The organism is Bradyrhizobium sp. HKCCYLS3077 (assembly GCF_051167555.1).
GTDB lineage: Bacteria > Pseudomonadota > Alphaproteobacteria > Rhizobiales > Xanthobacteraceae > Bradyrhizobium.
Genome location: NZ_JBNPTH010000007.1, coordinates 208,520 through 233,490 on the forward strand (window position 1 = coordinate 208,520; position 24,971 = coordinate 233,490).

Below are 24,971 nucleotides of genomic sequence, written 5' to 3' on the forward strand. Positions count from 1 at the left end.
GGCCCGCGTACCGGACGCGAACAGCCCAGTGTTGCCTACCCCTAAGTCACTGGAGCCTTTCCTTGAACGTCGTTCGCACTCTCACCCTCATCGCCGCCCTGACCTCCCTGGCCGGCCCCGCCCTCGCCCAGCCGGCAGCGCCGCTCAGGGTCCATAATGTCGTCCTGGTGCACGGCGCCTGGGCCGATGGCTCCAGCTGGGCCAAGGTCATCCCTTATCTGCAGGCCGCCGGCCTCAAGGTCACGGCCGTGCAAAATCCCCTGACCTCGCTGGCGGACGCGGCCGCCACCCGCCGCGCTCTGGACCAGCAGGACGGACCGGCCGTGCTGGTCGGCCATTCCTGGGGCGGCACGGTCGTGAGCGAGGTCGGCACCGATCCGAAGGTCAGCGCGCTGGTCTATGTCGCGGCACGGGCGCCCGATGCGGACGAGGATTTCGTCAAGCTCGCGGGGCAATATCCTACTCCGCCGGCGCGGGCGGGTATCGTCGATCATGACGGCGAGACCAAGCTCAATGAGAGCGCCTTCCTGAACGACTTCGCCAACGGCGTCGATGCGACCACGGCAAAGGAGCTCTATGCCGTGCAGTGGCCGACGGCGGCGACGATCTTCGCCAACCGCACCACGCAGGCGGCGTGGCACGACAAGCCGTCATTCTATGCGGTGTCGAAACAGGACAAGACCATCGATCCCGATTTCGAGCGCTTCCTGGCCAGCCGCATGCACGCCACCACGATCGAGCTCAATGCCGGACATTTGTCGATGGTCTCGCATCCGAAGCAGATCGCGGAGCTGATCCTCAAGGCGGCCAGGCAGCACGAGTAGCGCGGCCGGCGATGCCGGCTTCCAACTGAAGATGGGATGCCCGCAGAGGCGGGCATCCCGCACGCCGCGGCGGTGGTGATGAACCGAGGTGCCGGTGGCGACCCGATCGCGCGGCCAAGCCGGGCGGTGACAGTCGCGGTGGCGGCAGGCGGTTGGGCGGACCGCTTGCCGGCTGCTGCTACTCCAGGCCTTGCGCCGGCGGCATCTTTGCGGTGGGCAGGATCTGCGGCGCCGGCTTGGCTGCCGGCGCGGTCGATCCGGTCGTCTGCGGAGCGGCTGCCGCCGACTGGACGGGCTTGGCGTCGGCCGACTTCGCCTCCAACGATTTCGCCTCGACCGGCTTGGGCGCGTCGGCCTTCGCCTCGATCGGCTTGGTCTCTGCCGGCTTTACGTCTGCCGACTTCGTTTCGGCAGGCTTCAACTCGACAGGCTTGATCTCGGCCGGCTTGATGTCGGCGACCTTCGGCACAGCGGCCTTCGGGGCGTCAGCCGGCCTCGGCGCGAGCGCCGCGGTCTGCGGCGACGGCGCGGCGGGTCGGACGGCCGGAGCGGCCAGCCTTGGTGCCTGCGTCGGGGCAACAGCCGCCACCCGCGGCGCCACCGGAGCCGGCGGCACGATACGTGGATCAGCGCGGATCACGGTCGGCGGCGGCAGCCGGTCGAGGCCGCCGCGCGGCGCCGGCTCGTAGCGCATGCGCTCGTACTGCTCGCCCCATTGGAACGCCGGCACGAAGCGGATGATACGGCCGGAGCGGGCGTCGACGACGAGCTTGCCGTCCTCGCCCTGGCGGTCCAGCACCGCGACGACATAGACGTTGCCGCGCTGGCGCGGTGCGCCGAGCGGCGAGAAGCCGTTGTCGCGCAGGATGGCATAGACCTCGTGCACCGGCAGGAACGCGGGCGCATAGCCATAGTCCTGCTGATAGCCTTCACGGTAGCCGTCCTGCCGGTAGCCGTCGCGGTAGCTATCCTGGCGGTACACCGGCGCCGGCGGCGCGTAGCGCTCCTCGCGATAGCCGTCGTCCGGCCCTGGTCCGTAGCCGTAGCGTGGCGGCGGCGCGGGCACGACCGCCGGCGGCGGCGCCTCGGAATAAGGCGCATCGAAATCGGAGACCGCCGTGTACGGCCCGCGCATACCCGGCAGCGGCTCCGCCTGGGCGGCAAAGGCTGCGATCAACGAGGCCGAGACGGCTCCAACTAGCAACTTCATGGCTCAAAGCTCCTGCATGCCCCCGCACGTGAAGCTGTTCGCTTCTTCTCAAGTGCCACAGAAGGTCTGCCGCGATTCCGGCGGTCATGGGTCGGAGTGTGGGCGGGATCGGGGCGCCGTGTTGCAAAATCGAGCGATGCACGTGATCGGCCGAGCCGGACGGGCCGTTCAGTGAAGAGAAAACGGGAGATTTGCCTGGAGAATACCGGCCTGAGCGCTGCGGAACCGGGGACTCCGGGCCGCTTGTGTGATAGGGTCAAGTTTGGCATCTTGCGGTTTAGGACAGAATTGCTGTCTAAAATTTCGTTGCAAAGGTGACCGAGACTTTGCAATGATGTTACGGCGCCGCTCCCGATCGTGGGCGCTGCGACATGAACAGGCCGCGGTCGTTCAGTGGGACATGGTCCCCCGGTGGCTGGCCTGAACTCTGCAAATGCGGCTCGCTGAGAAGGACGAGCGTTGGTTCCGGAGAGGGGCCCGCGCAGCGCCCGGGGTGCGCCGGACTGTGTACCGGACTGTGGTGAAGGCCCTGACCAATAACTGATGGGGACGGATATGAGCGGATCGAAGGTCGAGCACGGAAAGTTGGGCGGCGCGGTGCTGGCTGTGGATTCGCATGAAAAACCGGCCGAGATCACCCGCGAGCTGCACACGTGGCGCCCCGAGGCTGAGGGCCTGTACGATCCCTCGCTGGAGAAGGATTCCTGCGGCGTCGGCTTCATCGCCAATATCAAGGGCCAGAAGTCGCATCAGATCGTCGCCGATGCGCTGAACATCCTGTGCAACCTCGAGCACCGCGGCGCGGTCGGCGCCGACCCGCGCTTCGGCGACGGCGCCGGCATCCTGGTGCAGATCCCGCACGCCTTCTTCTCGCGCAAGGCGAAGGAGCTCGGCTTTGCCCTGCCCGCCCCCGGCGAATACGCCATCGGCGCGCTGTTCATGCCGCGCGACGAAGCCTGGCGGAACGTCATCAAGAGCATCATCGCCGACCAGATCGAGGACGAGGGCCTGGTGCTGCTCGGCTGGCGCGACGTGCCGACCGACAACTCCTCGCTGGGCGTGACGGTCAAGCCGACCGAGCCGCGCAGCATGCAGGTGTTCATCGGCCGCAACGGCGCCGCCAAGACCGAGGATGAGTTCGAGCGCAAGCTCTACATCCTCCGCAAGTCGATCTCGCAGGCAATCTATCAGCGCCGCGACCGCGGCATGTCGGGCTATTACCCGTGCTCGATGTCGTGCCGGACCGTGATCTACAAGGGCATGTTCCTGGCCGACCAGCTCGGCAAGTACTACGCCGATTTGCACGAGCCGGACTTCGAGAGCGCGCTGGCGCTGGTGCATCAGCGGTTCTCGACCAACACCTTCCCGACCTGGTCGCTGGCGCATCCCTACCGGATGATCGCGCATAACGGCGAAATCAACACGCTGCGCGGCAACGTCAACTGGATGGCGGCGCGCCAGGCGTCGGTGTCGTCGGAGCTGTTCGGCAAGGACATCAGCCGGCTCTGGCCGATTTCCTATGAAGGCCAGTCCGACACCGCCTGCTTCGACAACGCGCTCGAATTCCTGGTGCAGGGCGGCTACTCGCTGCCGCATGCGGTCATGATGATGATCCCGGAGGCGTGGGCCGGCAATCCGCTCATGAGCGAGGAGCGCCGCTCGTTCTACGAATATCATGCCGCGCTGATGGAGCCGTGGGACGGCCCCGCCGCGATCGCCTTCACCGACGGCCGCCAGATCGGCGCCACGCTCGACCGCAACGGCCTGCGGCCGGCGCGCTATCTCGTGACCAAGGACGACCGCATCGTGATGGCGTCCGAGATGGGCGTGCTGAAGATCCCGGAGGACCAGATCGTCACCAAGTGGCGGCTGCAGCCCGGCAAGATGCTGCTGGTCGATCTCGAGCAGGGCCGCCTGATCCCGGATGACGAGATCAAGGCGCAGCTCGCCGCCAGCCATCCCTACACCGAGTGGCTCGCCCGGACGCAGATCCAGGTCGAGAAGCTGCCGGATGCGCCGACCAAGGGCGCGCGCACCAATTTGCCGCTGCTCGATCGGCAGCAGGCGTTCGGCTACACCGCCGAGGACATCAACATCCTGATGACGCCGATGGCGGCCACCGGCGAGGAGGCGACGGGCTCGATGGGCAACGACGCGCCGATCTCGGCGCTGTCGGACAAGCCGAAGCTGTTGTTCACCTACTTCAAGCAGAACTTCGCCCAGGTCACCAACCCGCCGATCGACCCGATCCGCGAGGAGCTGGTGATGAGCCTGGTGTCGATCATCGGCCCGCGCCCGAACCTGTTCGACCTCGAAGGCGTCGCCTCGACCAAGCGGCTCGAAGTGCATCAGCCGATCCTGACGGATGCGGACCTCGAGAAGATCCGCTCGATCTCGGAGGTCTCCGACAGCCACTTCGTCTCGCGCACGCTCGACACCACGTTCGATGCGAGCCTGGGCGCCGCCGGCTTCGAGCAGGTGCTCGACGATCTCTGCGGCCGCGCCGAAGCTGCCGTCCGCGAGGGCGTCAACATCATCATCCTGTCCGACCGCATGGTCTCGAACGACCGGATCCCGATCCCGTCGCTGCTGGCCTGCGCCGCCGTGCATCACCATCTGATCCGCACCGGCCTGCGCACGTCGGTCGGTCTCGTCGTCGAGAGCGGTGAGCCGCGCGAGGTGCATCACTTCGCGTGTCTGGCCGGCTATGGCGCCGAGGCGATCAACCCGTATCTCGCCTTCGAGACCATCATCGCGCTGAAGGACAAGCTGCCGGGCGCGCTGAGCGACTACGAGGTCGTCAAGCGCTACATCAAGTCGATCGGCAAGGGCCTGCTCAAGGTCATGTCGAAGATGGGCATCTCGACCTACCAGTCCTATTGCGGCGCCCAGATCTTCGACGCGGTCGGGCTGCGTGCCGAGTTCGTCCAGAAGTTCTTCGCCGGCACCCACACCCGCGTCGAAGGCGTCGGCCTCGCCGAAATCGCCGAGGAGACCACGCGCCGTCACCGCGACGCGTTCGGCGACGCGCTGGTCTACAAGTCCGCGCTCGACGTCGGCGGCGAATACGCCTTCCGCACCCGCGGCGAGGATCACGCCTGGACGGCGGAGTCGGTCGCAACGCTCCAGCATGCCGTGCGCGGCAACTCCAAGGACCGCTATCAGGCATTCGCCAAACTGCTCAACGAGCAGTCCGAGCGGCTCCTGACCCTGCGCGGCCTGTTCCGGATCAAGTCGGCCGAGGACGACAAGCGCAAGCCGGTCCCGCTCGACGAGGTCGAGCCGGCCAAGGAGATCGTCAAGCGTTTCGCCACCGGCGCGATGAGCTTCGGCTCGATCTCGCGCGAGGCGCACACGACGCTCGCGATCGCCATGAACCGGATCGGCGGCAAGTCGAACACCGGCGAGGGCGGCGAGGAAGCCGACCGCTTCAAGCCGCTGCCGAACGGCGATTCCATGCGCTCGGCGATCAAGCAGGTCGCCTCGGGACGTTTCGGCGTGACCACGGAGTATCTCGTCAACTCCGACATGATGCAGATCAAGATGGCGCAGGGTGCGAAGCCCGGCGAAGGCGGCCAGCTGCCCGGCCACAAGGTCGATGCCACCATTGCCAAGGTGCGCCACTCGACCCCTGGCGTCGGCCTGATCTCGCCGCCGCCGCATCACGACATCTATTCGATCGAGGATCTCGCGCAGCTGATCTACGACCTGAAGAACGTCAATCCCGACGGTCAGGTCTCGGTCAAGCTGGTGTCCGAGATCGGCGTCGGCACCGTCGCGGCCGGCGTTGCGAAAGCGCGCGCCGACCATGTCACGATCGCCGGCTTCGAGGGCGGCACCGGTGCCTCGCCCCTCACCTCGATCAAGCATGCCGGCTCGCCGTGGGAGATCGGCCTTGCCGAAACGCATCAGACCCTGGTGCGCGAGCGGCTGCGCAGCCGCATCGTCGTCCAGGTCGACGGCGGCTTCCGCACCGGACGTGACGTCGTGATCGGCGCGCTGCTCGGGGCCGACGAGTTCGGCTTCGCCACGGCGCCGCTGATCGCGGCGGGCTGCATCATGATGCGCAAGTGCCATCTTAACACCTGCCCGGTCGGCGTCGCCACCCAGGACCCGGTGCTGCGCAAGCGCTTCACCGGCCAGCCCGAGCACGTCATCAACTACTTCTTCTTCGTGGCCGAAGAGGTCCGCGAGATCATGGCAGCCCTCGGCTACCGCTCCTTCAACGAGATGGTCGGCCAGGTGCAGATGCTAGACCAGTCCAAGCTGGTGGCGCATTGGAAGGCCAAGGGCCTCGACTTCTCCAAGCTGTTCGTGAAGCAGAAGGAAGCCCCGGGCCAGAAGATCCACCACTCGGAGAAGCAGGATCATCACCTCGAGGCCGTTCTCGACCGCAAGCTGATCGAGCAGGCCAGGCCCGCGCTCGACCGCGGCGCGCCGGTCAAGATCGAAGCCGAGATCAACAACACCAACCGTTCGGCGGGCGCGATGCTCTCGGGCGCGGTGGCCAAGATCTACGGCCATGCCGGCCTGCCGCAGGACACGATCCATGTCAGCCTGAAGGGCACGTCGGGACAAGCCTTCGGCGCATGGCTGGCGCACGGCGTGACCTTCGAGCTCGAAGGCGAAGGCAATGACTATGTCGGCAAGGGCCTGTCGGGCGGCCGCATCATCATCAAGCCGCCGCGCAATTCCGGCATCGTGCCGGAGGAGTCGATCATCGTCGGCAACACCGTGATGTACGGCGCCATCTCCGGCGAGTGCTTCTTCCGCGGCATCGCCGGCGAGCGCTTCGCGGTGCGTAACTCCGGCGCAGTCGCCGTGGTCGAAGGCGCGGGCGATCATTGCTGCGAATACATGACCGGCGGCATCGTGGTCGTGCTCGGCAAGACCGGGCGCAACTTCGCGGCCGGCATGTCGGGCGGCGTCGCCTACGTGCTCGACGAGGCCGGCGACTTTGACAAGCATTGCAACATGGCGATGGTCGAGCTTGAGCCTGTCTTGTCGGAGGAGATGATCGCCGAGGACACCTATCACCAGATGGGCGACCTCGAGGCGCATGGCCGGGTCGACGTGTTCAAGAACCTGCTGGCGTCCGACGTCGAGCGCCTGCACGTCCTGATCTCGCGTCACGCCAAGGCCACCGGATCCAAGCGCGCCGCCGACATCCTGGCGAACTGGAAGGAATTTGCGCCGAAGTTCCGCAAGGTCATGCCGGTCGAGTACCGCCGCGCCCTTCGCGAGCTCGCGGCCAAGGCCGACGCCGAGCCGAAGATCGCGATCGGGGCTTGATGTTGCTCCTCATGGTGAGGAGGCTCGAAGCGCCGTCTCGAACCATGAGGCCGAGAGCGGGGCCTCGCCCTTCGAGACGCGGCGCAAGCGCCGCTCCCCGGGGGTGAGGAGAAGCAGGAAACTAGATCCTCATGGTGAGGAGGTGCGCAGCACCGTCTCGAACCATGAGGCCGAGATCGAGGCCTCATCCTTCGAGACGCGGCGAAGGCGCCGCTCCTCAGGATGAGGGGAAGCACAGAGGAAATTCCTCATGGTGAGGAGGCGCGAAAGCGCCGTCTCGAACCATGAGGCCCGAGCAGTCAGGGACGTCGTAGGTCATGGGCAAGGTCACAGGTTTTCTCGAAATCGAGCGGCACGATCGCAAGTACGCGCCGGTTGCCGAGCGGCTGAAGCATTTCCAGGAATTCGTGGTGCCGCTCTCCGAGAAGGAGCTGCGCGACCAGGCGGCGCGCTGCATGAACTGCGGCATCCCCTATTGCCACGGCACCGGCTCGGCCGCGCCGGGCACGCCCGGCTGCCCGGTCAACAACCAGATCCCGGACTGGAACGACCTGATCTACAATGGCAACTGGGAAGAGGCGTCGCGCAACCTGCACTCGACCAACAACTTTCCGGAGTTCACCGGCCGCATCTGCCCCGCCCCGTGCGAGGCGTCGTGCACGTTGAACATCGACGACAATCCGGTGACCATCAAGACGATCGAATGCGCGATCGTCGACAAGGCGTTCGAGCAGGGCTGGATCAAGCCGGAGCCGGCCGCGGTGAAGACCGGCAAGAAGGTCGCGATCGTCGGCGCCGGCCCCGCGGGCCTTGCCGCCGCGCAACAGCTCGCGCGCGCCGGTCACGAGGTGCACGTCTATGAGAAGCACGCCAAGGCCGGCGGCCTGCTGCGCTACGGCATTCCCGACTTCAAGATGGAGAAGGGCATCATCGACCGCCGCATCGCGCAGATGGAAGGCGAAGGCGTGATCTTCCACTACGGCGCCCATGTCGGCGGCAAGGACGGCATCGATCCGAAGTCGCTGCTCAAGGATTACGACGCGGTGGCGCTGACCGGCGGCGCGGAAGCGCCGCGCGACCTGCCGATCCCCGGCCGTGACCTCGCCGGCGTCCACTACGCGATGGATTTCCTGCCGCAGCAGAACCGCCGTGTCGGCAACGAGGCCGTCAACGCCACCGACATCCTCGCCGGCGGCAAGCATGTCGTCGTGATCGGCGGCGGCGACACCGGCTCCGACTGCATCGGCACCTCGCTGCGCCAGGGCGCGCTCTCCGTCACCCAGCTCGAGATCATGCCGGCGCCGCCGGAGCGTGAGAACAAGGAGCTGACCTGGCCGAACTGGCCGTTGAAGATGCGGACCTCATCGAGCCAAGCCGAGGGCGCGGTGCGCGAGTTCGCGGTGCTGACGCAGAAGTTCGAGGGCGAGAACGGCGCGGTCAAGAAGCTGCACTGCGTGCGCGTCGATGCCCAGTTCAAGCCGATCCCCGGCACCGAGTTCGTGCTCGATGCGGACCTCGTGTTGCTGGCGATGGGCTTCGTGCATCCGGTGCACGAGGGCCTGCTCAAGAGCCTCGGCGTCGACCTCGACCCGCGCGGCAACGTCAAGGCCAACCTCTCGGACTACCAGACCTCGCTGCCGAAGGTGTTCTCCGCCGGCGACATGCGCCGCGGCCAGTCTCTGGTGGTGTGGGCGATCCGCGAGGGCCGCCTCTGCGCCCAGGCCGTCGACAAGTTCCTGATGGGCAAGACCGAGCTGCCGCGCTGAGCGCGGCAGACGCCGCGCGTATTGGCCTCTACCTTCTTAATTGGACCCGATCCGCCAACCCCGAGTTCGCTGCGCCCCCTCCCCCTTGCGGGGAGGGGGCGGGGGTGGGGGTCCCCGGGCGCTGAACGAAGTTGAGTCCGCCGGACTTCAACCTAGCAAGCGGCAGTCGCAGCTCCCGCCGACGCTCTCCACTCTAGCTACTTCCGTCATTGCGAGCGCAGCGAAGCAATCCAGAGTCGTGGGCAGGCCTCTGGATTGCTTCGCTGCGCTCGCAATGACGCGGTAAGTTCATCGGCTTAAGCGAGCGGTTCGCCCGCGGGGAAGAGTTCAGCTCAACGACGTAGGTCTGGATTCGTGGACCCCCACCCCTGACCCCTCCCCGCAAGGGGGAGGGGAGCGCACCGTCTTTGCGGCAGGACGGTCGGCCGATCACTGACACATCAAGCCGACTAACAATCAGGCTGTCGTCCGCGCCCAGATGTCCTCGACCGGCACGGGCGGCGTCACCCGAAACACCTCGTCCATCAACCGGCCGAGTTCGTCAGCGCTCTCGACCGTCCGCTCCTCGATCACCTCGCCATCGCGGGCCTGCGTCTGATAGCGGCGGCTGACCAGCTTGTGCCGCACGGTCGGCTCCACGCGCTCCATCATCAGCGTGTGCGTGGCCGGCACATTCGCGTTGGTGGACGTGTACCAGCTGCCGAGCACGTAGTCGGCATGGATCTGCGGGGCGAGATCGAAGGCGTACATCATGCGCCAGCCGGCCGGCTGCCTGGCGCTGATCGTGTAGAGCCCGTCCCACGTGCCGATGCGGAACGTGCCCATCGGCGTGGTCTGCTCGGGCCCGACCTCCAGCGCGATTGGCGCATCCATCACGCAGATGCCGAAGCCGACATCGACGAGATATGGCCGGCCTTCGGCTTCCACCAGCAGCATCATGTGCTGCCGCGGCCCGAGCGGATCTGATGGCTGCGAGCGCCAGCGCACCCGCCCGGTGAGGCCGGTGACCTTGAAGCCGATCGCCTCCAGCGCCGCCTGGAACAGCACGTTCTGCTCGAAGCAGTAGCCGCCGCGGCGGCTGTGGACGAGCTTCCGCTGCACCGAGGCGAGATCGACATGGACGGGGCGCCCCATCAGCGGATCGAGCGCTTCGAATGGCAGGGCATCGACATGCGCGGCCTGCAGCGCGCTCAGCGTGGCCAGGTGCGGCGCAAGCGGTCCGCGATAGGCGATACGGGCGAGATAAGATTCCAGCTGAAACTCGTCCGCCATCGCATCGCCTTCCGATCAGTTCTCGATCCGCGCCCAGATCGCATCGACGGCAACCGGCAGCGTGACGCCGAAGACCTCCTCTACGACCCGCTGCAACGCCTCCGGCGTCTCGATGATCTGCTCGCTCCTGATTTCGCCGTCGCGCGCCTCGACCACCAGCCGGCGGTTGACCAGCTTGTAGCGCGCCTCGGACGTCAGCCGCTCCAGGATCAGCATCGAGGTGAACGGAGTCAGCGGGCTGGTCGAGGTGAACCAGTTGGAGAGCACATAGTCGGCGTGGATCTGCGGCGTGAGATCGAACACATACATCGTGCGCCAGCCCGCCGGCTGCTTCGCCGCGAGCCAATACAATCCATCGGACAGCGTCAGACGGAACATACCCATCGCCGTCGGCTGCTCGATGTCGGGGACCATCCGCAGCGGCGTATCGAGCAGGCAGGAGCCGAAGCCGACATCGGCGAGGTACGGTCCCTCCGGCAGGTCGACCTTCAGCATCATGTGCGTGCGCGGCGTATGCGGCGCGGCCGCATCGAGCCGCCAGCGCACCCGCGCCGACAGCGGCGTCACCGCGAAGCCGATCGCCTCCAGCGCGGCCTTCAACAACGCGTTCTGCTCGAAGCAATAGCCGCCGCGGCGGCCGTCGACGATCTTGGCCTGCACCGACGCGAGATCGATGTTCACGGGACGGCCGAGCAAGGGATCGATGCCCTCGAAGGCGATCGCATCGACATGGGCCGCCTGCAAGCCGGCGAGTGTATCAAAGCTCGGCGTCAGCGGCCCGCGATAGCCGATGCGGGCGAGATATTTGTCGAGGTTGAAGTCGGGAGACATCGTGACGAAAACTTCCAACAACACAGGCCGCTATATCAATCGTCGTCATTGCGAGCGTAGCGAAGCAATCCAGGGCTCAGCAAGGACTCTGGATTGCTTCGCTTCGCTCGCAATGACGATGGCTGAGATCACGCCACCCCGGCACGCAGCAGGTCGTGCATGTGCAGGATGCCGACCGGCTTGGCGCCGTCGGTCACGATCAGCGTGGTGATCTTGGCGGAGTTCAGGATCTCCAGCGCCTCCGACGCCAGCGCCTCGCGGCGGACGGTGCGCGGGTTGGCGGTCATGATCTCGTCGACCGAAACGGACAGCAGGTCGGACCGCATCTTCCGGCGCAGATCGCCGTCGGTGATGATGCCCGCGACATGGCCGCGGCCGTCGACGATGATGACGCAGCCGAGGCCCTTGGCCGACATCTCTTCCAGCGCATCGGCCATGCCGGTGCCCAAGGGCTTCAGCGGCACGGCATCGCCCGAGCGCATCAGGTCCGAGATGTGCTTGAGCATGGCGCCGAGCTTGCCGCCCGGATGGAAATTGGCGAATTCGAGCGCGGTGAAGCCGCGGCCCTCGAGCAGTGCGATCGCGAGCGCATCGCCGATCGCGGCCTGCATCAGCGTCGAGGTGGTCGGCGCGAGATTGTGCGGGCAGGCCTCGCGCGCCTTGGGCAGCTCCAGCACGGTCCGCGCCGCCTGCCCCAGCGACGACTGCGCATTCGAGGTGATGGCGATCATCGGGATGGCGAAGCGCTTGGTGTAGTTGACCAGCGTCTTCATCTCCGGCTGCTCGCCGGACCAGGACAGCGCGATGACGACGTCATCCGAGGTGATCATGCCGAGATCGCCGTGGCCGGCCTCGGCGGAATGGACGAAGAAGGCCGGCGTGCCGGTCGAAGCCAGGGTCGCCGCCATCTTGCGCGCGACGTGGCCGGACTTGCCGAGCCCGGTCAGGATGGCGCGGCCCTTGGCCTGGCGGATCAGCTCAACGGCGGCGGCGAAGGCCGCCCCCAACGGGCCGCGCAACGCCGCCGAGATCGCGGCAATGCCGTTGCTGCCGGCGTCGAGCGTGCGCAGCGCCGATTGAATGTCCGCGTTGGCGGGAGGGGCTTCGGTCAACGGCTTCGATCTCGGCATTCTCGCTTCCAGGCTGATTCAAAGGCTGAGACAGTCAGGCGCCGCTCTTTAGCATGGGTAAGGCGGCAAGGCGTCATCAACAGCCCATTAACCATATTTGTTTTTACTCCCTTAACGACGGTGTTGGCCGGCGGCGCGGGACGGCCTCGCGACGCAATTGATTTTGTTGGAGTATTTTCATCGTGGGGTGGAGGCCTGACAGCGGCCGCGGGGGGCGCGCGATGCGGCGCGGCGTCTCCGCCGCTTGCCTGCTGCTCGGCACCCTCGGCGCCGACGCGGCCTGCGCCCAGACCATCGACGTCTTCCGGCCCGTGCGCGACGGCTTTCTCGCCCCACAGGAGTCGCCGCTGCGGCGGACCGCGGTCAGCGGCCTGTCCGATGCGGTCACGACCCCCGGCGTCCCCTCCACGCCGCCTCCGCCCGGCTCCCCGGCGCGCCAGACGCGGGTCCCGCTGCCCGGCGTGCCCGCCGCCAGCGGCGCGGCCGATGTCGGCTATGATTCGCTGAACCGCACCCGCAAGAAGCCGAAATTCTACCCCGCTCAACCGCGGCCGAAGCCGGCGCCCGGGCCGGGCACGCCGCCTTCGGGTGAGCTGACCGGGCAGCTCCGCCCGGCCCTGCCGCCGTCCGCCTCCGCCAACCGGCAGCCAGTCCCGCCGGCGATGGCCGGCACCGTGCCCGGCCAGCCGCCGCGCAAGCGGCTGCGGATCGACGACGACCCGTTCGGCGCGGTCGGCGACTATGTCGGGCCGTTCCTGATCAAGGGCGCGGTCGAGCTGTCGGCCGGCTATGACAGCAACCCGGCGCGCCTCGCGCGGCCGCGCGGCATGCCGGCCTGGATGATCGCGCCGGAATTTCTGGCGGTGTCGAACTGGGAGCGCCACGCGCTGGTCGCCGATCTGCGCGGCTCGTTCACCGGCTATGGCAGCACCCTGCCGGCCACGATGGACGGCGGCATCAATTCGGCGCCGACCACGCTCGACCGTCCCGACTTCACCGGCCATGTCGATGGCCGCCTCGATGTCACCCGCGACACCTCGGTCGGCGCCCAGCTCCGCCTGCGCGCCGCGACCGACAATCCCGGTAGCCCGAGCGTGCAGGCGGGGCTGGCCCGCTATCCGGTCTACACCACGCTCGGCACCACCGTAGGCTTCGATCAGCGCTTCAACCGGCTGCAGATCTCGGCCGGCGCCACCGCCGACCGCACCAGCTATCAGCAGAGCAAGCTGACCGACGGCACGATGACCTCGAACGACGACCGCAACTACAACCAGTTCGGCGGTATCGGCCGGGTGTCCTACGAGGTCACGCCCGCCCTGAAGCCGTTCGTCGAGGTGCAGGGCAACACCCGCACCTACGACCGGCAGTTCGACCGCTCCTTCTATCAGCGCGATTCGGCCGGCGGCTACGCCAAGGCCGGCACCTCGTTCGAGTTCACCCGTCTGCTCACCGGCGAGCTCTCGCTCGGCTACGCCACGCGCAGCTACACCGATCCACGGCTCGACCGGCTGCAGGGATTTCTGACCTCGGCCTCGCTGGTGTGGTCGGCGACACCGCTGACGACGGCGCGCTTCCTCTCGGACACGCAGGTCGCCGAGACCACCGTCGCGGGGGCCTCCGGCGTGCTGATCCGCACCTACACCGTGCAGGTCGACCACGATTTCCGACGCTGGCTGACCGGCATCGGCAAGTTCACCTTCGGCACGCTCGACTACCAGGGCTACGGCCGCAACGACCGGACCTATTCGGCCGAAGGCAACCTCGTCTACAAGATGACCCGCAGCCTGTGGGTCAAGGGCACGCTACGCTACGACAAGCTGGATTCGAACATCGCGGGCGCGGCGTCGTCGGGCACCGTGGTGATGCTGGGTGTGAGGCTGCAGAATTGAGCCCCCGCCCTCTCTCTCCCCGTCATTGCGAGGAGCGAAGCGACGAAGCAATCCAGGGCCGCACGTGACGCCCTGGATTGCTTCGCTGCGCTCGCAATGACGCGGTTAGAGCGTCGCATCAATCAAGCAACACCGCCCGCAGACCTACGCCGCCGTCACCGTCAGATGCGCGCCATCGGCCTGCACGATCCGCACGCGGCTGCCGGCGGGCGTATCGGGGCCGGCCACGCGCCACACCGTGTCGTCGATGCGCACCGTGCCGTTGCCGTCGATGATCGGCTTCTCCAGGGTGAACTCGCGGCCCACCAGCGCAGCCGAGCGGCGGTTGAGGAACGGGTTGTCCTGCGACGGCGCGGCGTTGGCGCGGGCGAGCCGCCGCCACAGCGGCACGGCGGCGATCGCAAACACCGCAAACAGCAGGATTTGCAGCTGCCATCCCGGCGCGAACGCAAACGACAGCAGACCGACCACGAGCGCGGCAAGGCCCAGCCAGATCAGGAACACGCCGGGCGCCAGCAGCTCCAGCGCCATCAGGATGATGCCGAAGATCAGCCAGTTCCAGGTGCCGAGCGTCACGAACATGTCGCTCATGATGACCTCCCCTGCCTCAAGCCTGCGGCGGCACCGGCGGCTTCGGCGGCGTGCCCGCTGACGGTACCGAGCCGCCGCGGCGCGCGGCGGCGACCGCATTCTCGCCGAACGTCGCCTTGGCGATCTCGCCGATGCCGGCGAGCGAGCCGAGCATGCCGGTCGCCTCGATCGGCAGCATGATCACCTTCTGATTCGGCGAGTCCGCGAGCTGGCCGAACGCCTTGATGTATTTGTCGGCGATGAAGTAGTTGAGCGCCGCGACGTCCCCCTTGCCGATCGCGTCCGACACCATCTGCGTCGCCTTGGCCTCGGCCTCCGCGGCGCGCTCGCGCGCCTCGGCATCGAGGAACGCCGACTGGCGGCGGCCTTCCGCCTGCAAGATCTGGCTCTGCTTGGCGCCTTCCGCGCGCAAAATCTCCGACTGCCGCTGGCCCTCGGCCTGCAGGATGTCGGCGCGCTTGACGCGCTCGGCCTTCATCTGCCGGCCCATCGCCTCGACCAGATCCGCCGGCGGCACGATGTCCTTGATCTCGATGCGGTTGACCTTCAGCCCCCAGGGTGACACCGCGGCATCGACGACGCGCAGCAGCCGTTCGTTGATCTCGTCGCGATGCGACAGCACCTGGTCGAGGTCCATCGAGCCCATCACCGAGCGGATGTTGGTCATGGTCAAGGTGATGATCGCCTGGTTGAGGTTGGCGACCTCGTAGCTCGCCTTGGCCGCATCGAACACCTGGTAGAAGGCGACGCCGTCGACCGTGACGGTGGCGTTGTCCTTGGTGATGACCTCCTGCTCGGGGATGTCGATCACCTGCTCCATCATGTTGATCTTGCGCCCGATGCGGTCGAAGAACGGGACGATGATGTTGAGGCCCGGCGACAAGGTGCGGGTGTATTTGCCGAACCGCTCCACGGTCCAGTCGAAGCCCTGCGGCACGGTCTTTACGCCGGAGTACAGCGTGAAGATGACCAGCAGCACCAGCGCTATGGCGAAAATGTCGAAACCGCTCATGGATCCTCCAAGGGAGGAGACAGCCGTCTCCTCACCGAACTCTGCAGCAATCACAATCTAGGGATTGCCGCATGATTTTGTCGGGGGTCCGATGGTCACGGTTCAGCAACATATTTTCGACGGCCGCGGCTCCGTCGATCTTGTGCCGAAGTGGAGCTTACCTAGACGGCCGGCAATACCGCTGCCGGCTTCAGAGCCAGCCCTGCAGCTCGCGCAGCACCAGTTGCCGCAGCACCTCCATGCCGGGCGCGCTGTCGTTCAGGCACGGCACGGCCGAGAATTCCTCGCCGCCATTGTGCTTGAAGATCTCGCAATTCTCGCCGGAGATTTCCTCGAGCGTCTCGAGGCAGTCGGCGGCGAAGCCCGGCATCACCACCGCGATGCGCTTGACGCCGTCCTTGGCGAGCTTCTCGATGGTCTTGTCGGTGTAGGGCTGCAGCCACTCCGAGAAGCCGAAGCGCGACTGGAAGGTCAGCAGCAGCTTGGTGTCGTCCATGCCGAGCCGCTTGCGCAGCAGCTCCGTCGTCGCCACGCACTGCTCGCGATAGGGATCGCCCTTGTCGACATATTCCTTGGGCATGCCGTGGAACGACGCCACGATCAGCTCGGGCGTATATGGCAGCGTCTTGAGATGCTCCTCGATCGAGACCGCGAGCGCCTCGATGTAGAAATCGTCATTGTAATAGGGCGGCGTCACCCGGATCGTCGGCTGCGCGCGCATCTCGGTCAGCACGCGGAACGCCTCGTCACAGACGGTCGCCGAGGTTGCGGCCGAATATTGCGGATACAGCGGCACCACCAGGATGCGGTCGCAGCCTTTGGCCATCAGGCCGTCGACGCCGGCCTTGATCGACGGATTGCCGTAGCGCATCGCCCAGTCGACGATGACATGGCTGCGATCGGCCATCGCCGTGGCAAGCTTCTCGCTCTGCGCGCGGGTGATGGTCTTGAGCGGCGATTCGTTCTTCTCGTTGTTCCAGATCGACTGGTAGTCCTTCGCCTTCTTGCGCGGCCGGACATTGAGGATGATGCCGTTGAGGATGATCTTCCACAACAGTCCCTGGTCCTCGATCACGCGGCGGTCGGACAGGAATTCCTTGAGATAGACGCGCACGCCGGCGGCATCGGCCGTATCCGGCGTGCCGAGATTGACGAGCAGCACGCCGACCCGCGCCGTGCTCGCGGCTGGTGACGGCTTCATATCGACGGGCCTGACTTCGACAGGCCTGGCATTGTCGAGAGAGATGGCGGCGGTCATGATGCCCGTGACTGGTGAAGGGCGTGGCTTGGCGGCTTGTTTCGACATTGTCAAGATAAGGGCCATTTCACCGATGTCATCGGGCTGGAGGAGCCATGACGATTGCTGAGCTATGCATTTTCGCCAGCGTAATGCTCTACCTCATAACGATCGTGCCGGCGAAATGGATCAGCGTCGAGGGCGGCGGTCGCTACGACAATGCCAGGCCACGCGATCCCGCGTTTTTCCGCGCCGGGATTCGGGAGCGGGCCCTGGGCGCCCACCAGAACGGCATCGAGGCGTTCCCGTTCTTCGCCGCCGCCGTGCTGCTGGCGGAGTTCCGCGCCGCGCCGCAGAACCTCATCAACGAGCTGTCGGTGCTGTTCGTCATCGTGCGGGTGGCCTATGTGCTGACCTATATCGGCGATCGGCCCTCGCTGCGCTCGATCCTGTGGGCGATCGGCTTCCTGATCACGGTCGGGATCTTTTTCCTGCCGCTGCTGCGCGTCTACCTGCCCGTCTGAGCCCGCGCCGGACGTGAGGGGCGTCACATCCCCGTCCCCACGGGGCTGCTAACCAAGGGGGCGGAACACCTCTGTCTGTACGCTTTTCGTTTCCCCTTTGATCCGGCCCGCTACAGCCAGTTGATTGGATTTGGCAGTAAAATTCCCTATAGGGCGGGGTGAATTCGGACTGCTGCAGCGGCGCTGTCAGGCCGCCAGAGGACTTGTGATGACCTTGACCAGCTCGGCCTCCGCGCGCGCGCCGCGCGACCCGGGAAACTACCAGACCGCCCTGCAATCGACGGTGCGGGCGGCCTCGGACTGGCTGATCGCCAACCAGAAGCCGGATGGCCATTGGGTCGGCCGCGCCGAGTCCAACGCCTGCATGGAGGCGCAATGGTGCCTGGCGCTGTGGTTCCTGGGCCTTGAGGACCATCCCCTGCGCAAGCGCCTGGGCCAATCGCTGCTCGACAGCCAGCGCCCTGACGGCGCCTGGCAGGTCTATTTCGGCGCGCCCAATGGCGACATCAACGCCACCGTCGAGGCCTATGCCGCGCTCCGCTCGCTCGGCTTCCGCGATGACGAGCCGCCGGTGCGACGCGCGCGCGAATGGATCGAGGCCAAGGGCGGCTTGCGCAACATCCGTGTGTTCACCCGCTACTGGCTGGCGCTGATCGGCGAATGGCCGTGGGAGAAGACGCCGAACATCCCGCCCGAGGTGATCTGGTTTCCGCTCTGGTTTCCGTTCTCGATCTACAATTTCGCGCAATGGGCGCGCGCCACGCTGATGCCGATCGCGGTGCTCTCGGCCAAGCGGCCGAGCCGGCCGCTGCCGCCTGAGAACCGGCTGGACGCGCTGTTTCCGCGCGGCCGCGGCGCCTTCGACTACGAGCTGCCGGTCAAGGCCAATGCCGGCGGCTGGGACAAGTTCTTCCGCGGTGCCGACAAGGTGCTGCATGCGCTGCAGAACCTCGGCAACAAGCTCAATCTCGGCCTGTTCCGCCCCGCCGCGACCAGCCGCGTGCTGGAATGGATGATCCGCCACCAGGATTTCGACGGCGCCTGGGGCGGCATCCAGCCGCCCTGGATCTACGGCCTGATGGCGCTGTACACCGAAGGCTATCCGCTCAATCATCCCGTGCTCGCCAAGGGGCTCGATGCGCTGAACGATCCCGGCTGGCGCGTCGACGTTGGAGAGGCCACCTACATCCAGGCCACCAACAGCCCGGTATGGGACACGATCCTCACCTTGCTCGCCTTCGACGATGCCGGCGTGCTCGGCGACTATCCCGAGGCCGTCGACAAGGCGGTCAACTGGGTGCTCGACCGCCAGGTGCGCGTGCCCGGCGACTGGTCGATGAAGCTGCCGCACGTCAAGCCCGGCGGCTGGGCCTTCGAATACGCCAACAACTATTATCCCGACACGGACGACACCGCGGTGGCGCTGATCGCGCTGGCCCCGCTGCGCCATGATCCCAAGTGGAAGGCCAAGGGCATCGACGAGGCGATCCAGCTCGGCGTCGACTGGCTGATCGGCATGCAGAGCCGGGGTGGCGGCTGGGGCGCGTTCGACAAGGACAACAACCAGCAGATCCTGACCAAGATTCCGTTCTGCGATTACGGCGAGGCGCTCGATCCCCCCTCGGTCGACGTGACCGCGCACATCATCGAGGCGTTCGGCAAGCTCGGCATCTCGCGCAATCATCCGTCGATGGTGCAGGCGCTCGACTATATCCGCCGCGAGCAGGAGCCGAGCGGCCCGTGGTTCGGCCGCTGGGGCGTCAACTACGTCTACGGCACCGGCGCGGTGCTGCCGGCGCTGGCCGCGATCGGCGAGGACATGACCCAGCCTTATATCGGCCGCGCCTGCGACTGGCTGGTTGCGCATCAGCAGCCTGACGGCGGCTGGGGCGAGAGCTGCGCCTCCTACATGGATGTCAACGCGGTCGGCCGCGGCACCACCACGGCGTCGCAGACGGCGTGGGCCTTGATGGCCCTGCTCGCCGCCAACCGTCCGCAGGATCGGGAGGCGATCGAACGCGGCTGCCTATGGCTGGTCGAGCGGCAATCCGCCGGCACCTGGGACGAGCCCGAATTCACCGGCACCGGCTTCCCCGGCTACGGCGTCGGCCAGACCATCAAGCTGAACGACCCCGCGCTCTCGGAGCGGCTGATGCAAGGCCCGGAGCTCTCACGCGCCTTCATGCTGCGTTATGGCATGTACCGCCACTACTTCCCGCTGATGGCCTTGGGCCGCGCGCTGCGGCCGCAGGGGCATGGGTAAGGCGGGGCGCTGGCACATGAGGCTGGCACTAACAACGATAGCTTCTAACTAACTATATCCTCCGCGTGGTGCCCATGTATGCGCCCTCTCCCCTTGTGGGAGAGGGCATGTAGGACAGCGCAGCAAACTCGGTTGGGTGAGGGGTCTCTCTCCAAGAGCGCGAATCGCCGAAAGAAACCCCTCACCCAACCGCATGCGCGGACAGGCCGTACATGCCCTCTCCCACAAGGGGAGAGGGCGCTGTATCGCGCAGCGAGTTAGCTGCAACAGTGAATAGGTTCTAGGTCCGCGCCATTGCCATGCCACGCTGACCGATCATGAGGCTCGCTATCGCCACGCACTCCGCTGTCGTCCCGGGCTTGACCCGGGACCCATACCCCCAGGGAGTGGTTTGAGGCACGCGTGTGGTTGGCACTTCGCCCAACATGACTGCCGCGGCGTATGGGTCCCGGATCGGCGCCACGATCGCGCTGGCGCGCGCTCGTGGCTTGTCCGGGACGACACTGATTATGTTGCGCGATCTCGGTCTACTTCCACCACTGTCATGCCCGCGCAGGCGGGCATCCAGTACGCTGCGGCGGACGTGTTGGGCAGAAGCGTCGTAGCTGACCGCCCCAGCTCAAAAACAGGTGGTCCGTTCCGCAGCCATGTACCCGAACAGCAGGCCGACGCCGAACAGCAGCACGAGTCCCGCCGCACCGAATTCCAGGCCGCGCATGATCAGCGCGCCGCCGCCGTCGCGGCCGGCGCTGAGGCGGCGGGCGACGTCCTTGGCGGCAACGGCAATCACCGCGATGGTGGCGACGGTGATCGCGGTGCCCATGCCCATCGCGATGGTGGCGGCAACGCCGGCCCAGAACATGCCCTGCGCCAGCGCGAACACCAGCACCAGGATCGCGCCCGAGCAGGGGCGGATGCCGGCGGCGAAGATCGCCTGGAAGCCGCGCTGCCAGCCGCCGGGACCGGCGAGCTCGCTCGGCGCCGGGCCGTGGGAATGGCCGCAGCCGCAATCGTCGCCGTGCACGTGGCCATGGTGCGCGTGATCGTGATGAACGTGATCATGAGCGCCGTGACGATGCGCAGCGGCCACAGGGGCATGATCGTGGTGATGATGATCATGCCCATGATGGTGGTCGCCATGATGATGCCCGTGACCATGGTCATGCCCATGGTGATCGTGGCCGTGATGATCGTGGCCGTGGTGATCATGTCCATGATGATCATGCACAGGCGCACGATGCTGATGATCATGCGCGTGGCCGTGATCATGCGCCGACGTCACCACCGCGGCTGGCGCGCCCGCCAGCGCCAGTGCCGGCGTCGCCGGCTGCCACGTGCGCAGGAACAACGCGCCCTTGACCCACACCAGTCGCGCGCCGAGCAGCGCGATCAGGCCGTAGCTTGCGATCTCCACCACCTTCTCGGCGCTGCACATCGTGGCCGCGGTGGCGTTGAGCAGCACGGCGCCGACACCGACGATGGCGACCGCGACCAGCGCCTGCATCAGGCCCGAGGCGAACGACAGCACGATGCCGCGCCGCGCCGTTTCCTGGTTGGCGACGAGATAGGAGGCGATCACCGCCTTGCCATGGCCGGGGCCGGCCGCGTGGAAGATGCCATAGGCGAAGGAGATGGCAAGCAGCCACCACACCGCCGAGCCGTCGGCCTTGGCCGCGCGGATCGTCGACGACATTTGGCGGTAGAATTCCGATTGCTTGGCCAGGATCCAACCGACGATGCCGCCGACCTGCGGCTCGGCCGGCGCGCCGAATGGCGACTTGGCGAGCAGCACATGGGACGCCGCGTCGGCGGCGAGAAGCGCGGCAAGGATCGCGGCGCAGGTCAGGAGCGGTCGAGAGCTGGGGCGAGGCGTCATGGACATTCCACTGAGATCTTGTTGGCGAAATTCATTCCGAAATTGGCGTTCGCCCCGCCGCTCAGGAATGTCTGTTCGTTCATGGTCTGCGCGACGGCGCCGCCGTCGCTCGGTCTCACCAGGCCGAACTTGCAGCCTGAGGGAGCACTGACCAGCTTGACGGGATCCTTCTCCGCCATCTGGAAATCGATGAAATAGCTGGGATCGTACACCTCGACCTGCAGCTCCCTGGGCTTCACCGGCGCCTTCAGCGGCAGGGTGAAGTGGAGGGTCAGCTTGGTGTCCTTGTATTCGAGGTAGTAGTCGACGGGATCGACGAGCTTCTGCTTGCGGCCGTCGGCCTTCACGAAGGTGAAGTAGGCATATTCCTTCAGCGACTCGGCGTTGGTCTGCGCCAGCGGCGCCAGCTCCTCGCGGGTGTAGACGCCCTTCTGCTTGGTCTCCAGACCCTGCAGCGCATAGGTCGCGAACATGTCGTCGAAGGTCCAGGCGTGGCGCACGCCGGTCACCGTGCCGTCGGCCGCGTAGAGCAGCTCGCTGGTCGCGGTGACCCAGACATGCGGATGGGCGCTCGCCGCGCTCGCGCCGAGCACGAGCGTCAGCGCAGCGAGAATGACACGAACGACCGCCATCACCTTCACCTCAAGCCGCCTTGGGGACGTCGAGCAGACCGCGCCGGCGCAGCAGCGCGTCGGGCTCGGGCTCGCGGCCGCGGAACGCCACGTAGGCCGCCTCCGGATCGAGCGAGCCACCCGAGGAGTAGACGTTGTCGTGCAGCCGCTTGGCGACGGCGGGATCGAAGATGTTGCCGGCTTCCTCGAAGGCACCGAAGGCATCTGCATCCATCACCTCCGACCACATGTAGCTGTAATAGCCCGCCGCGTAGTGGTCTCCCGAGAAGATGTGGCCGAATTGAGTCGGCCGGTGGCGCAGCGCGATCTCCTGCGGCATGCCGATCTTCTCCATCTCGGCCTTTTCGAAGGCACGCACATCCTTCGACGCCGACGCTGGCTGGGTGTGGAACTCCAGATCGATCAGCGCCGAGGAGACGAACTCCACGGTCGCAAAGCCCTGGTTGAAGCGGCGTGCGGCGAGGAAACGCTCCAGCAGGTCCTGCGGCAAGGACTCGCCGGTCTGGTAGTGCTTCGCGAAGGTCTGCAGCACCTCGGGCCGCTCCTGCCAGTGCTCATAGAGCTGCGACGGCAGCTCGACGAAGTCGGTGAACACCGAGGTGCCCGACAGCGACGGATAGGTGACGTTGGAGAGGATGCCGTGCAGGCCGTGGCCGAACTCGTGGAACAGCGTGCGGGCGTCGTCCGGCGACAGCAGCGAGGGCTGGCCGTCGGCGCCCTTGGCGAAGTTGCAGACGTTGATGATCAAGGGCGCAGTGTCGCCGTCGAGCTTCTGCTGGTCGCGCAGCGAGGTCATCCAGGCGCCGGAGCGCTTCGAGGGGCGCGCGAAGTAGTCGCCATAGAACAGTGCCTTGTGGCTGCCGTCGGCTGCCTTGATCTCCCACACCCGCACGTCCGGGTGCCAGACCGGAATGTCCTTGCGCTCGGCGAAGGTGATGCCGAACAGCCGCGTGGCGCAGTCGAAGGCGGCCGCGACCATGTTGTCGAGCGCGAGATACGGCTTGATGGCGGCGTCGTCGAAATTCGCCTTCGCCTGGCGCAGCTTCTCGGCGTAATAGCGCCAGTCCCAGGCCTCGAGCTTAAAGTTGCCGCCCTCCTCCGCGATCAATGCCTGTAGCTGGTCGCGGTCGGCCAGCGCCTTGGCGCGCGCCGGCTTCCACACCCGCTCCAACAGGCCGCGCACCGCCTCCGGCGTCTTCGCCATGGAATCCTCCAGGCGATAGGCCGCGAAGTTCGGGAAGCCCATGATCTTGGCGGACTCCTCGCGCAGCGCCAGGATCTGGCCGATGACCGCGTTGTTGTCGTTGGCGTTGCCATTGTCGCCGCGGGCGGTGAAGGCCTTGAACACCTTCTCGCGCAGGTCGCGGCGGGCGGAGCTCTGCAGGAACGGCTCGACCGAGGAGCGCGACAGGGTCACGATCGCCTTGCCGGGCATGCCGCGCTGTTCGGCCGCAGCCTTGGCGGCGGCAACGAAGCTGTCCGAGAGGCCGGCGCGGTCGTCCTCGCCGAGCTCCAGGAACCAGTCCTGCTCGTCGCCGAGCACGTGGTGGCTGAAGGTGGTGCCGAGCTGGGCGAGCTGCTCGTTGATCTCGGCCATGCGCGCCTTGGCGTCGTCCTTGAGGCCGGCGCCGGCGCGACGGAAACGGGTATAGGTCCGCTCCAGCAGGCGTTGCTCCTCGCCCGTCAGCTTCAGCGTCTTACGGTTGTCGTAGAGCAGCGCGATGCGACCAAACAGCACGGCGTTCATCATGATCGGGTTCCAGTGCCGCGCCATTCGCAGCGACACCTCCTTGTCGATCTCCAGAATCGCCGGATTGGAATGCGCCGAGACGAGGTCGTAGAACACCGCCGCGACCTTCGACAGCAGCTTGCCCGAGCGCTCCAGCGCCGTGATGGTGTTGGCGAAGTCGGGCTCGGCCGGATCGTGCGTGATCGCGGTGATTTCAGCGCTGTGGTCGGCGAAGGCGCGCTCGAAGGCCGGCAGGAAATGATCGGGCCTGATCGCGTCGAAGGGCGGTGTCTGGTGCGGGGTGTCCCAGGCCACGAGCAGCGGATTGCTGTGGGCGTCGATCGTGGCGGTCGTCTCTGACATCGGTTCATGCTCCCCGGATCTCGAACGCGCCCCTCTTACCACGGAGCCGGTCCTTTTTGGGTCATTTCCCCTTGAAGGCCGGGGCCATATCGGAGAGATTGCGCCCCTCAAAAGGACCCCGGACCATGAGCGCAGACACGACCTCGAAGCCCGCCCGCCAGATCGCCTGGCAGAGCGTGATCACCGTCATCTCGGCGGCGATCCTGATCGGCGCGGAAGTGTTCGGCGCGGCCTTCGCCGGCGGCTGGGCGCTGGCGATTCTGTTCGGGCTCGGCGACCAGGGCGCGCACATCCTGCAGGCGGTGCTGTTCGCGATCGGCGTGTTCGTGATGATCGGCTTCATCCGCGGCGCACAGCGCATCGAGCCTTTCACCAAGCGCGCGTGAGTGCTGCAAAAACACTGTCCTGCAAGCGTGAACGCGTTACAAATCTTTAAGCTCGCTTAACGTTCGTTCAGCTCACGACGTCGCTTCCTGTGTCGCGTAAGCACAGGTTAGGGAAATCTTTCCCGGCGCCGAAAAACTCCTTGC

The 24,971-nt window shown here is 66.6% G+C and carries 17 protein-coding genes; 7 read left to right on the top strand and 10 right to left on the bottom strand.

Annotated elements, in window-relative coordinates; all coding sequences use genetic code 11:
- Nucleotides 1–62 precede the first annotated feature (62 nt).
- Nucleotides 63–824 (top strand): alpha/beta fold hydrolase, encoded by a 762-nt coding sequence (locus tag ACQR0Z_RS27000; RefSeq protein WP_434920656.1) that lies wholly within the window; start codon nucleotides 63–65, stop codon nucleotides 822–824.
- Nucleotides 825–1,002: 178 nt separating this feature from the next.
- On the opposite strand, the gene ACQR0Z_RS27005 is transcribed toward ACQR0Z_RS27000, so the two are convergent.
- Complete coding sequence (locus tag ACQR0Z_RS27005) at nucleotides 1,003–2,034, bottom strand: hypothetical protein (RefSeq protein ID WP_434920657.1); 1,032 nt, start codon at nucleotides 2,032–2,034, stop codon at nucleotides 1,003–1,005.
- 555 nt (nucleotides 2,035–2,589) lie between these two features.
- Here ACQR0Z_RS27005 and gltB point away from each other — a divergent pair.
- Nucleotides 2,590–7,326 (top strand): glutamate synthase large subunit, encoded by a 4,737-nt coding sequence (gltB, locus tag ACQR0Z_RS27010; protein WP_434920658.1) that lies wholly within the window; start codon nucleotides 2,590–2,592, stop codon nucleotides 7,324–7,326.
- A gap of 317 nt (nucleotides 7,327–7,643) precedes the next feature.
- Nucleotides 7,644–9,092: a glutamate synthase subunit beta gene (locus ACQR0Z_RS27015; protein WP_434920659.1), complete on the top strand. Its 1,449-nt coding sequence runs from the start codon at nucleotides 7,644–7,646 to the stop codon at nucleotides 9,090–9,092.
- Nucleotides 9,093–9,548: 456 nt separating this feature from the next.
- Here the strand turns inward: ACQR0Z_RS27015 and ACQR0Z_RS27020 are convergent, their stop codons facing one another.
- From ACQR0Z_RS27020 to ACQR0Z_RS27030, 3 genes are all read right to left on the bottom strand, one after another.
- Nucleotides 9,549–10,364 carry an arylamine N-acetyltransferase family protein gene (locus ACQR0Z_RS27020; protein WP_434920660.1) on the bottom strand — a complete coding sequence of 272 codons (816 nt, stop codon included), beginning with the start codon at nucleotides 10,362–10,364 and terminating at the stop codon, nucleotides 9,549–9,551.
- Nucleotides 10,365–10,379: 15 nt separating this feature from the next.
- Complete coding sequence (locus ACQR0Z_RS27025; RefSeq protein WP_434920661.1) at nucleotides 10,380–11,195, bottom strand: arylamine N-acetyltransferase family protein; 816 nt, start codon at nucleotides 11,193–11,195, stop codon at nucleotides 10,380–10,382.
- A 128-nt stretch (nucleotides 11,196–11,323) separates the two neighbouring features.
- Entirely contained in the window at nucleotides 11,324–12,325 is a 1,002-nt protein-coding gene (locus ACQR0Z_RS27030; RefSeq protein WP_434920662.1) for a KpsF/GutQ family sugar-phosphate isomerase, read from the bottom strand.
- Nucleotides 12,326–12,507: 182 nt separating this feature from the next.
- On the opposite strand from ACQR0Z_RS27030, the gene ACQR0Z_RS27035 reads away from it, so the two are divergent.
- On the top strand, nucleotides 12,508–14,214 hold the full coding sequence (locus tag ACQR0Z_RS27035) for an outer membrane beta-barrel protein (RefSeq protein WP_434920663.1): 1,707 nt from the start codon (nucleotides 12,508–12,510) through the stop codon (nucleotides 14,212–14,214).
- 144 nt (nucleotides 14,215–14,358) lie between these two features.
- Here ACQR0Z_RS27035 and ACQR0Z_RS27040 read toward each other — a convergent pair whose 3' ends face one another.
- The 3 genes from ACQR0Z_RS27040 to hemH form a co-directional block, all read right to left on the bottom strand.
- On the bottom strand, nucleotides 14,359–14,805 hold the full coding sequence (locus ACQR0Z_RS27040; RefSeq protein WP_434861592.1) for an NfeD family protein: 447 nt from the start codon (nucleotides 14,803–14,805) through the stop codon (nucleotides 14,359–14,361).
- A 16-nt stretch (nucleotides 14,806–14,821) separates the two neighbouring features.
- Nucleotides 14,822–15,817 carry an SPFH domain-containing protein gene (locus tag ACQR0Z_RS27045; protein WP_434861593.1) on the bottom strand — a complete coding sequence of 332 codons (996 nt, stop codon included), beginning with the start codon at nucleotides 15,815–15,817 and terminating at the stop codon, nucleotides 14,822–14,824.
- A 190-nt stretch (nucleotides 15,818–16,007) separates the two neighbouring features.
- Entirely contained in the window at nucleotides 16,008–17,075 is a 1,068-nt protein-coding gene (gene hemH / locus ACQR0Z_RS27050; protein WP_434861594.1) for a ferrochelatase, read from the bottom strand.
- A 95-nt stretch (nucleotides 17,076–17,170) separates the two neighbouring features.
- On the opposite strand from hemH, the gene ACQR0Z_RS27055 reads away from it, so the two are divergent.
- Both ACQR0Z_RS27055 and shc read left to right on the top strand, forming a co-directional pair.
- Nucleotides 17,171–17,578 carry an MAPEG family protein gene (locus ACQR0Z_RS27055; RefSeq protein WP_434861595.1) on the top strand — a complete coding sequence of 136 codons (408 nt, stop codon included), beginning with the start codon at nucleotides 17,171–17,173 and terminating at the stop codon, nucleotides 17,576–17,578.
- A gap of 208 nt (nucleotides 17,579–17,786) precedes the next feature.
- A complete protein-coding gene (gene shc, locus ACQR0Z_RS27060) occupies nucleotides 17,787–19,841 on the top strand; it encodes a squalene--hopene cyclase (protein ID WP_434920664.1) in 2,055 nt (684 codons plus the stop codon).
- A 619-nt stretch (nucleotides 19,842–20,460) separates the two neighbouring features.
- On the opposite strand, the gene ACQR0Z_RS27065 is transcribed toward shc, so the two are convergent.
- From ACQR0Z_RS27065 to ACQR0Z_RS27075, 3 genes are read right to left on the bottom strand one after another with little or no spacing between them, the layout of a single operon-like run.
- Nucleotides 20,461–21,717 (bottom strand): nickel/cobalt transporter, encoded by a 1,257-nt coding sequence (locus tag ACQR0Z_RS27065; RefSeq protein ID WP_434920665.1) that lies wholly within the window; start codon nucleotides 21,715–21,717, stop codon nucleotides 20,461–20,463.
- A complete protein-coding gene (locus ACQR0Z_RS27070) occupies nucleotides 21,714–22,349 on the bottom strand; it encodes a DUF1007 family protein (RefSeq protein ID WP_434879397.1) in 636 nt (211 codons plus the stop codon). Before ACQR0Z_RS27070 ends, ACQR0Z_RS27065 begins: the two co-directional genes overlap by 4 nt.
- Nucleotides 22,350–22,359: 10 nt before the next feature.
- Nucleotides 22,360–24,441 (bottom strand): M3 family metallopeptidase, encoded by a 2,082-nt coding sequence (locus ACQR0Z_RS27075; protein ID WP_434920666.1) that lies wholly within the window; start codon nucleotides 24,439–24,441, stop codon nucleotides 22,360–22,362.
- Nucleotides 24,442–24,566: 125 nt separating this feature from the next.
- On the opposite strand from ACQR0Z_RS27075, the gene ACQR0Z_RS27080 reads away from it, so the two are divergent.
- Complete coding sequence (locus ACQR0Z_RS27080) at nucleotides 24,567–24,827, top strand: hypothetical protein (protein ID WP_434861600.1); 261 nt, start codon at nucleotides 24,567–24,569, stop codon at nucleotides 24,825–24,827.
- Nucleotides 24,828–24,971: the final 144 nt, after the last annotated feature.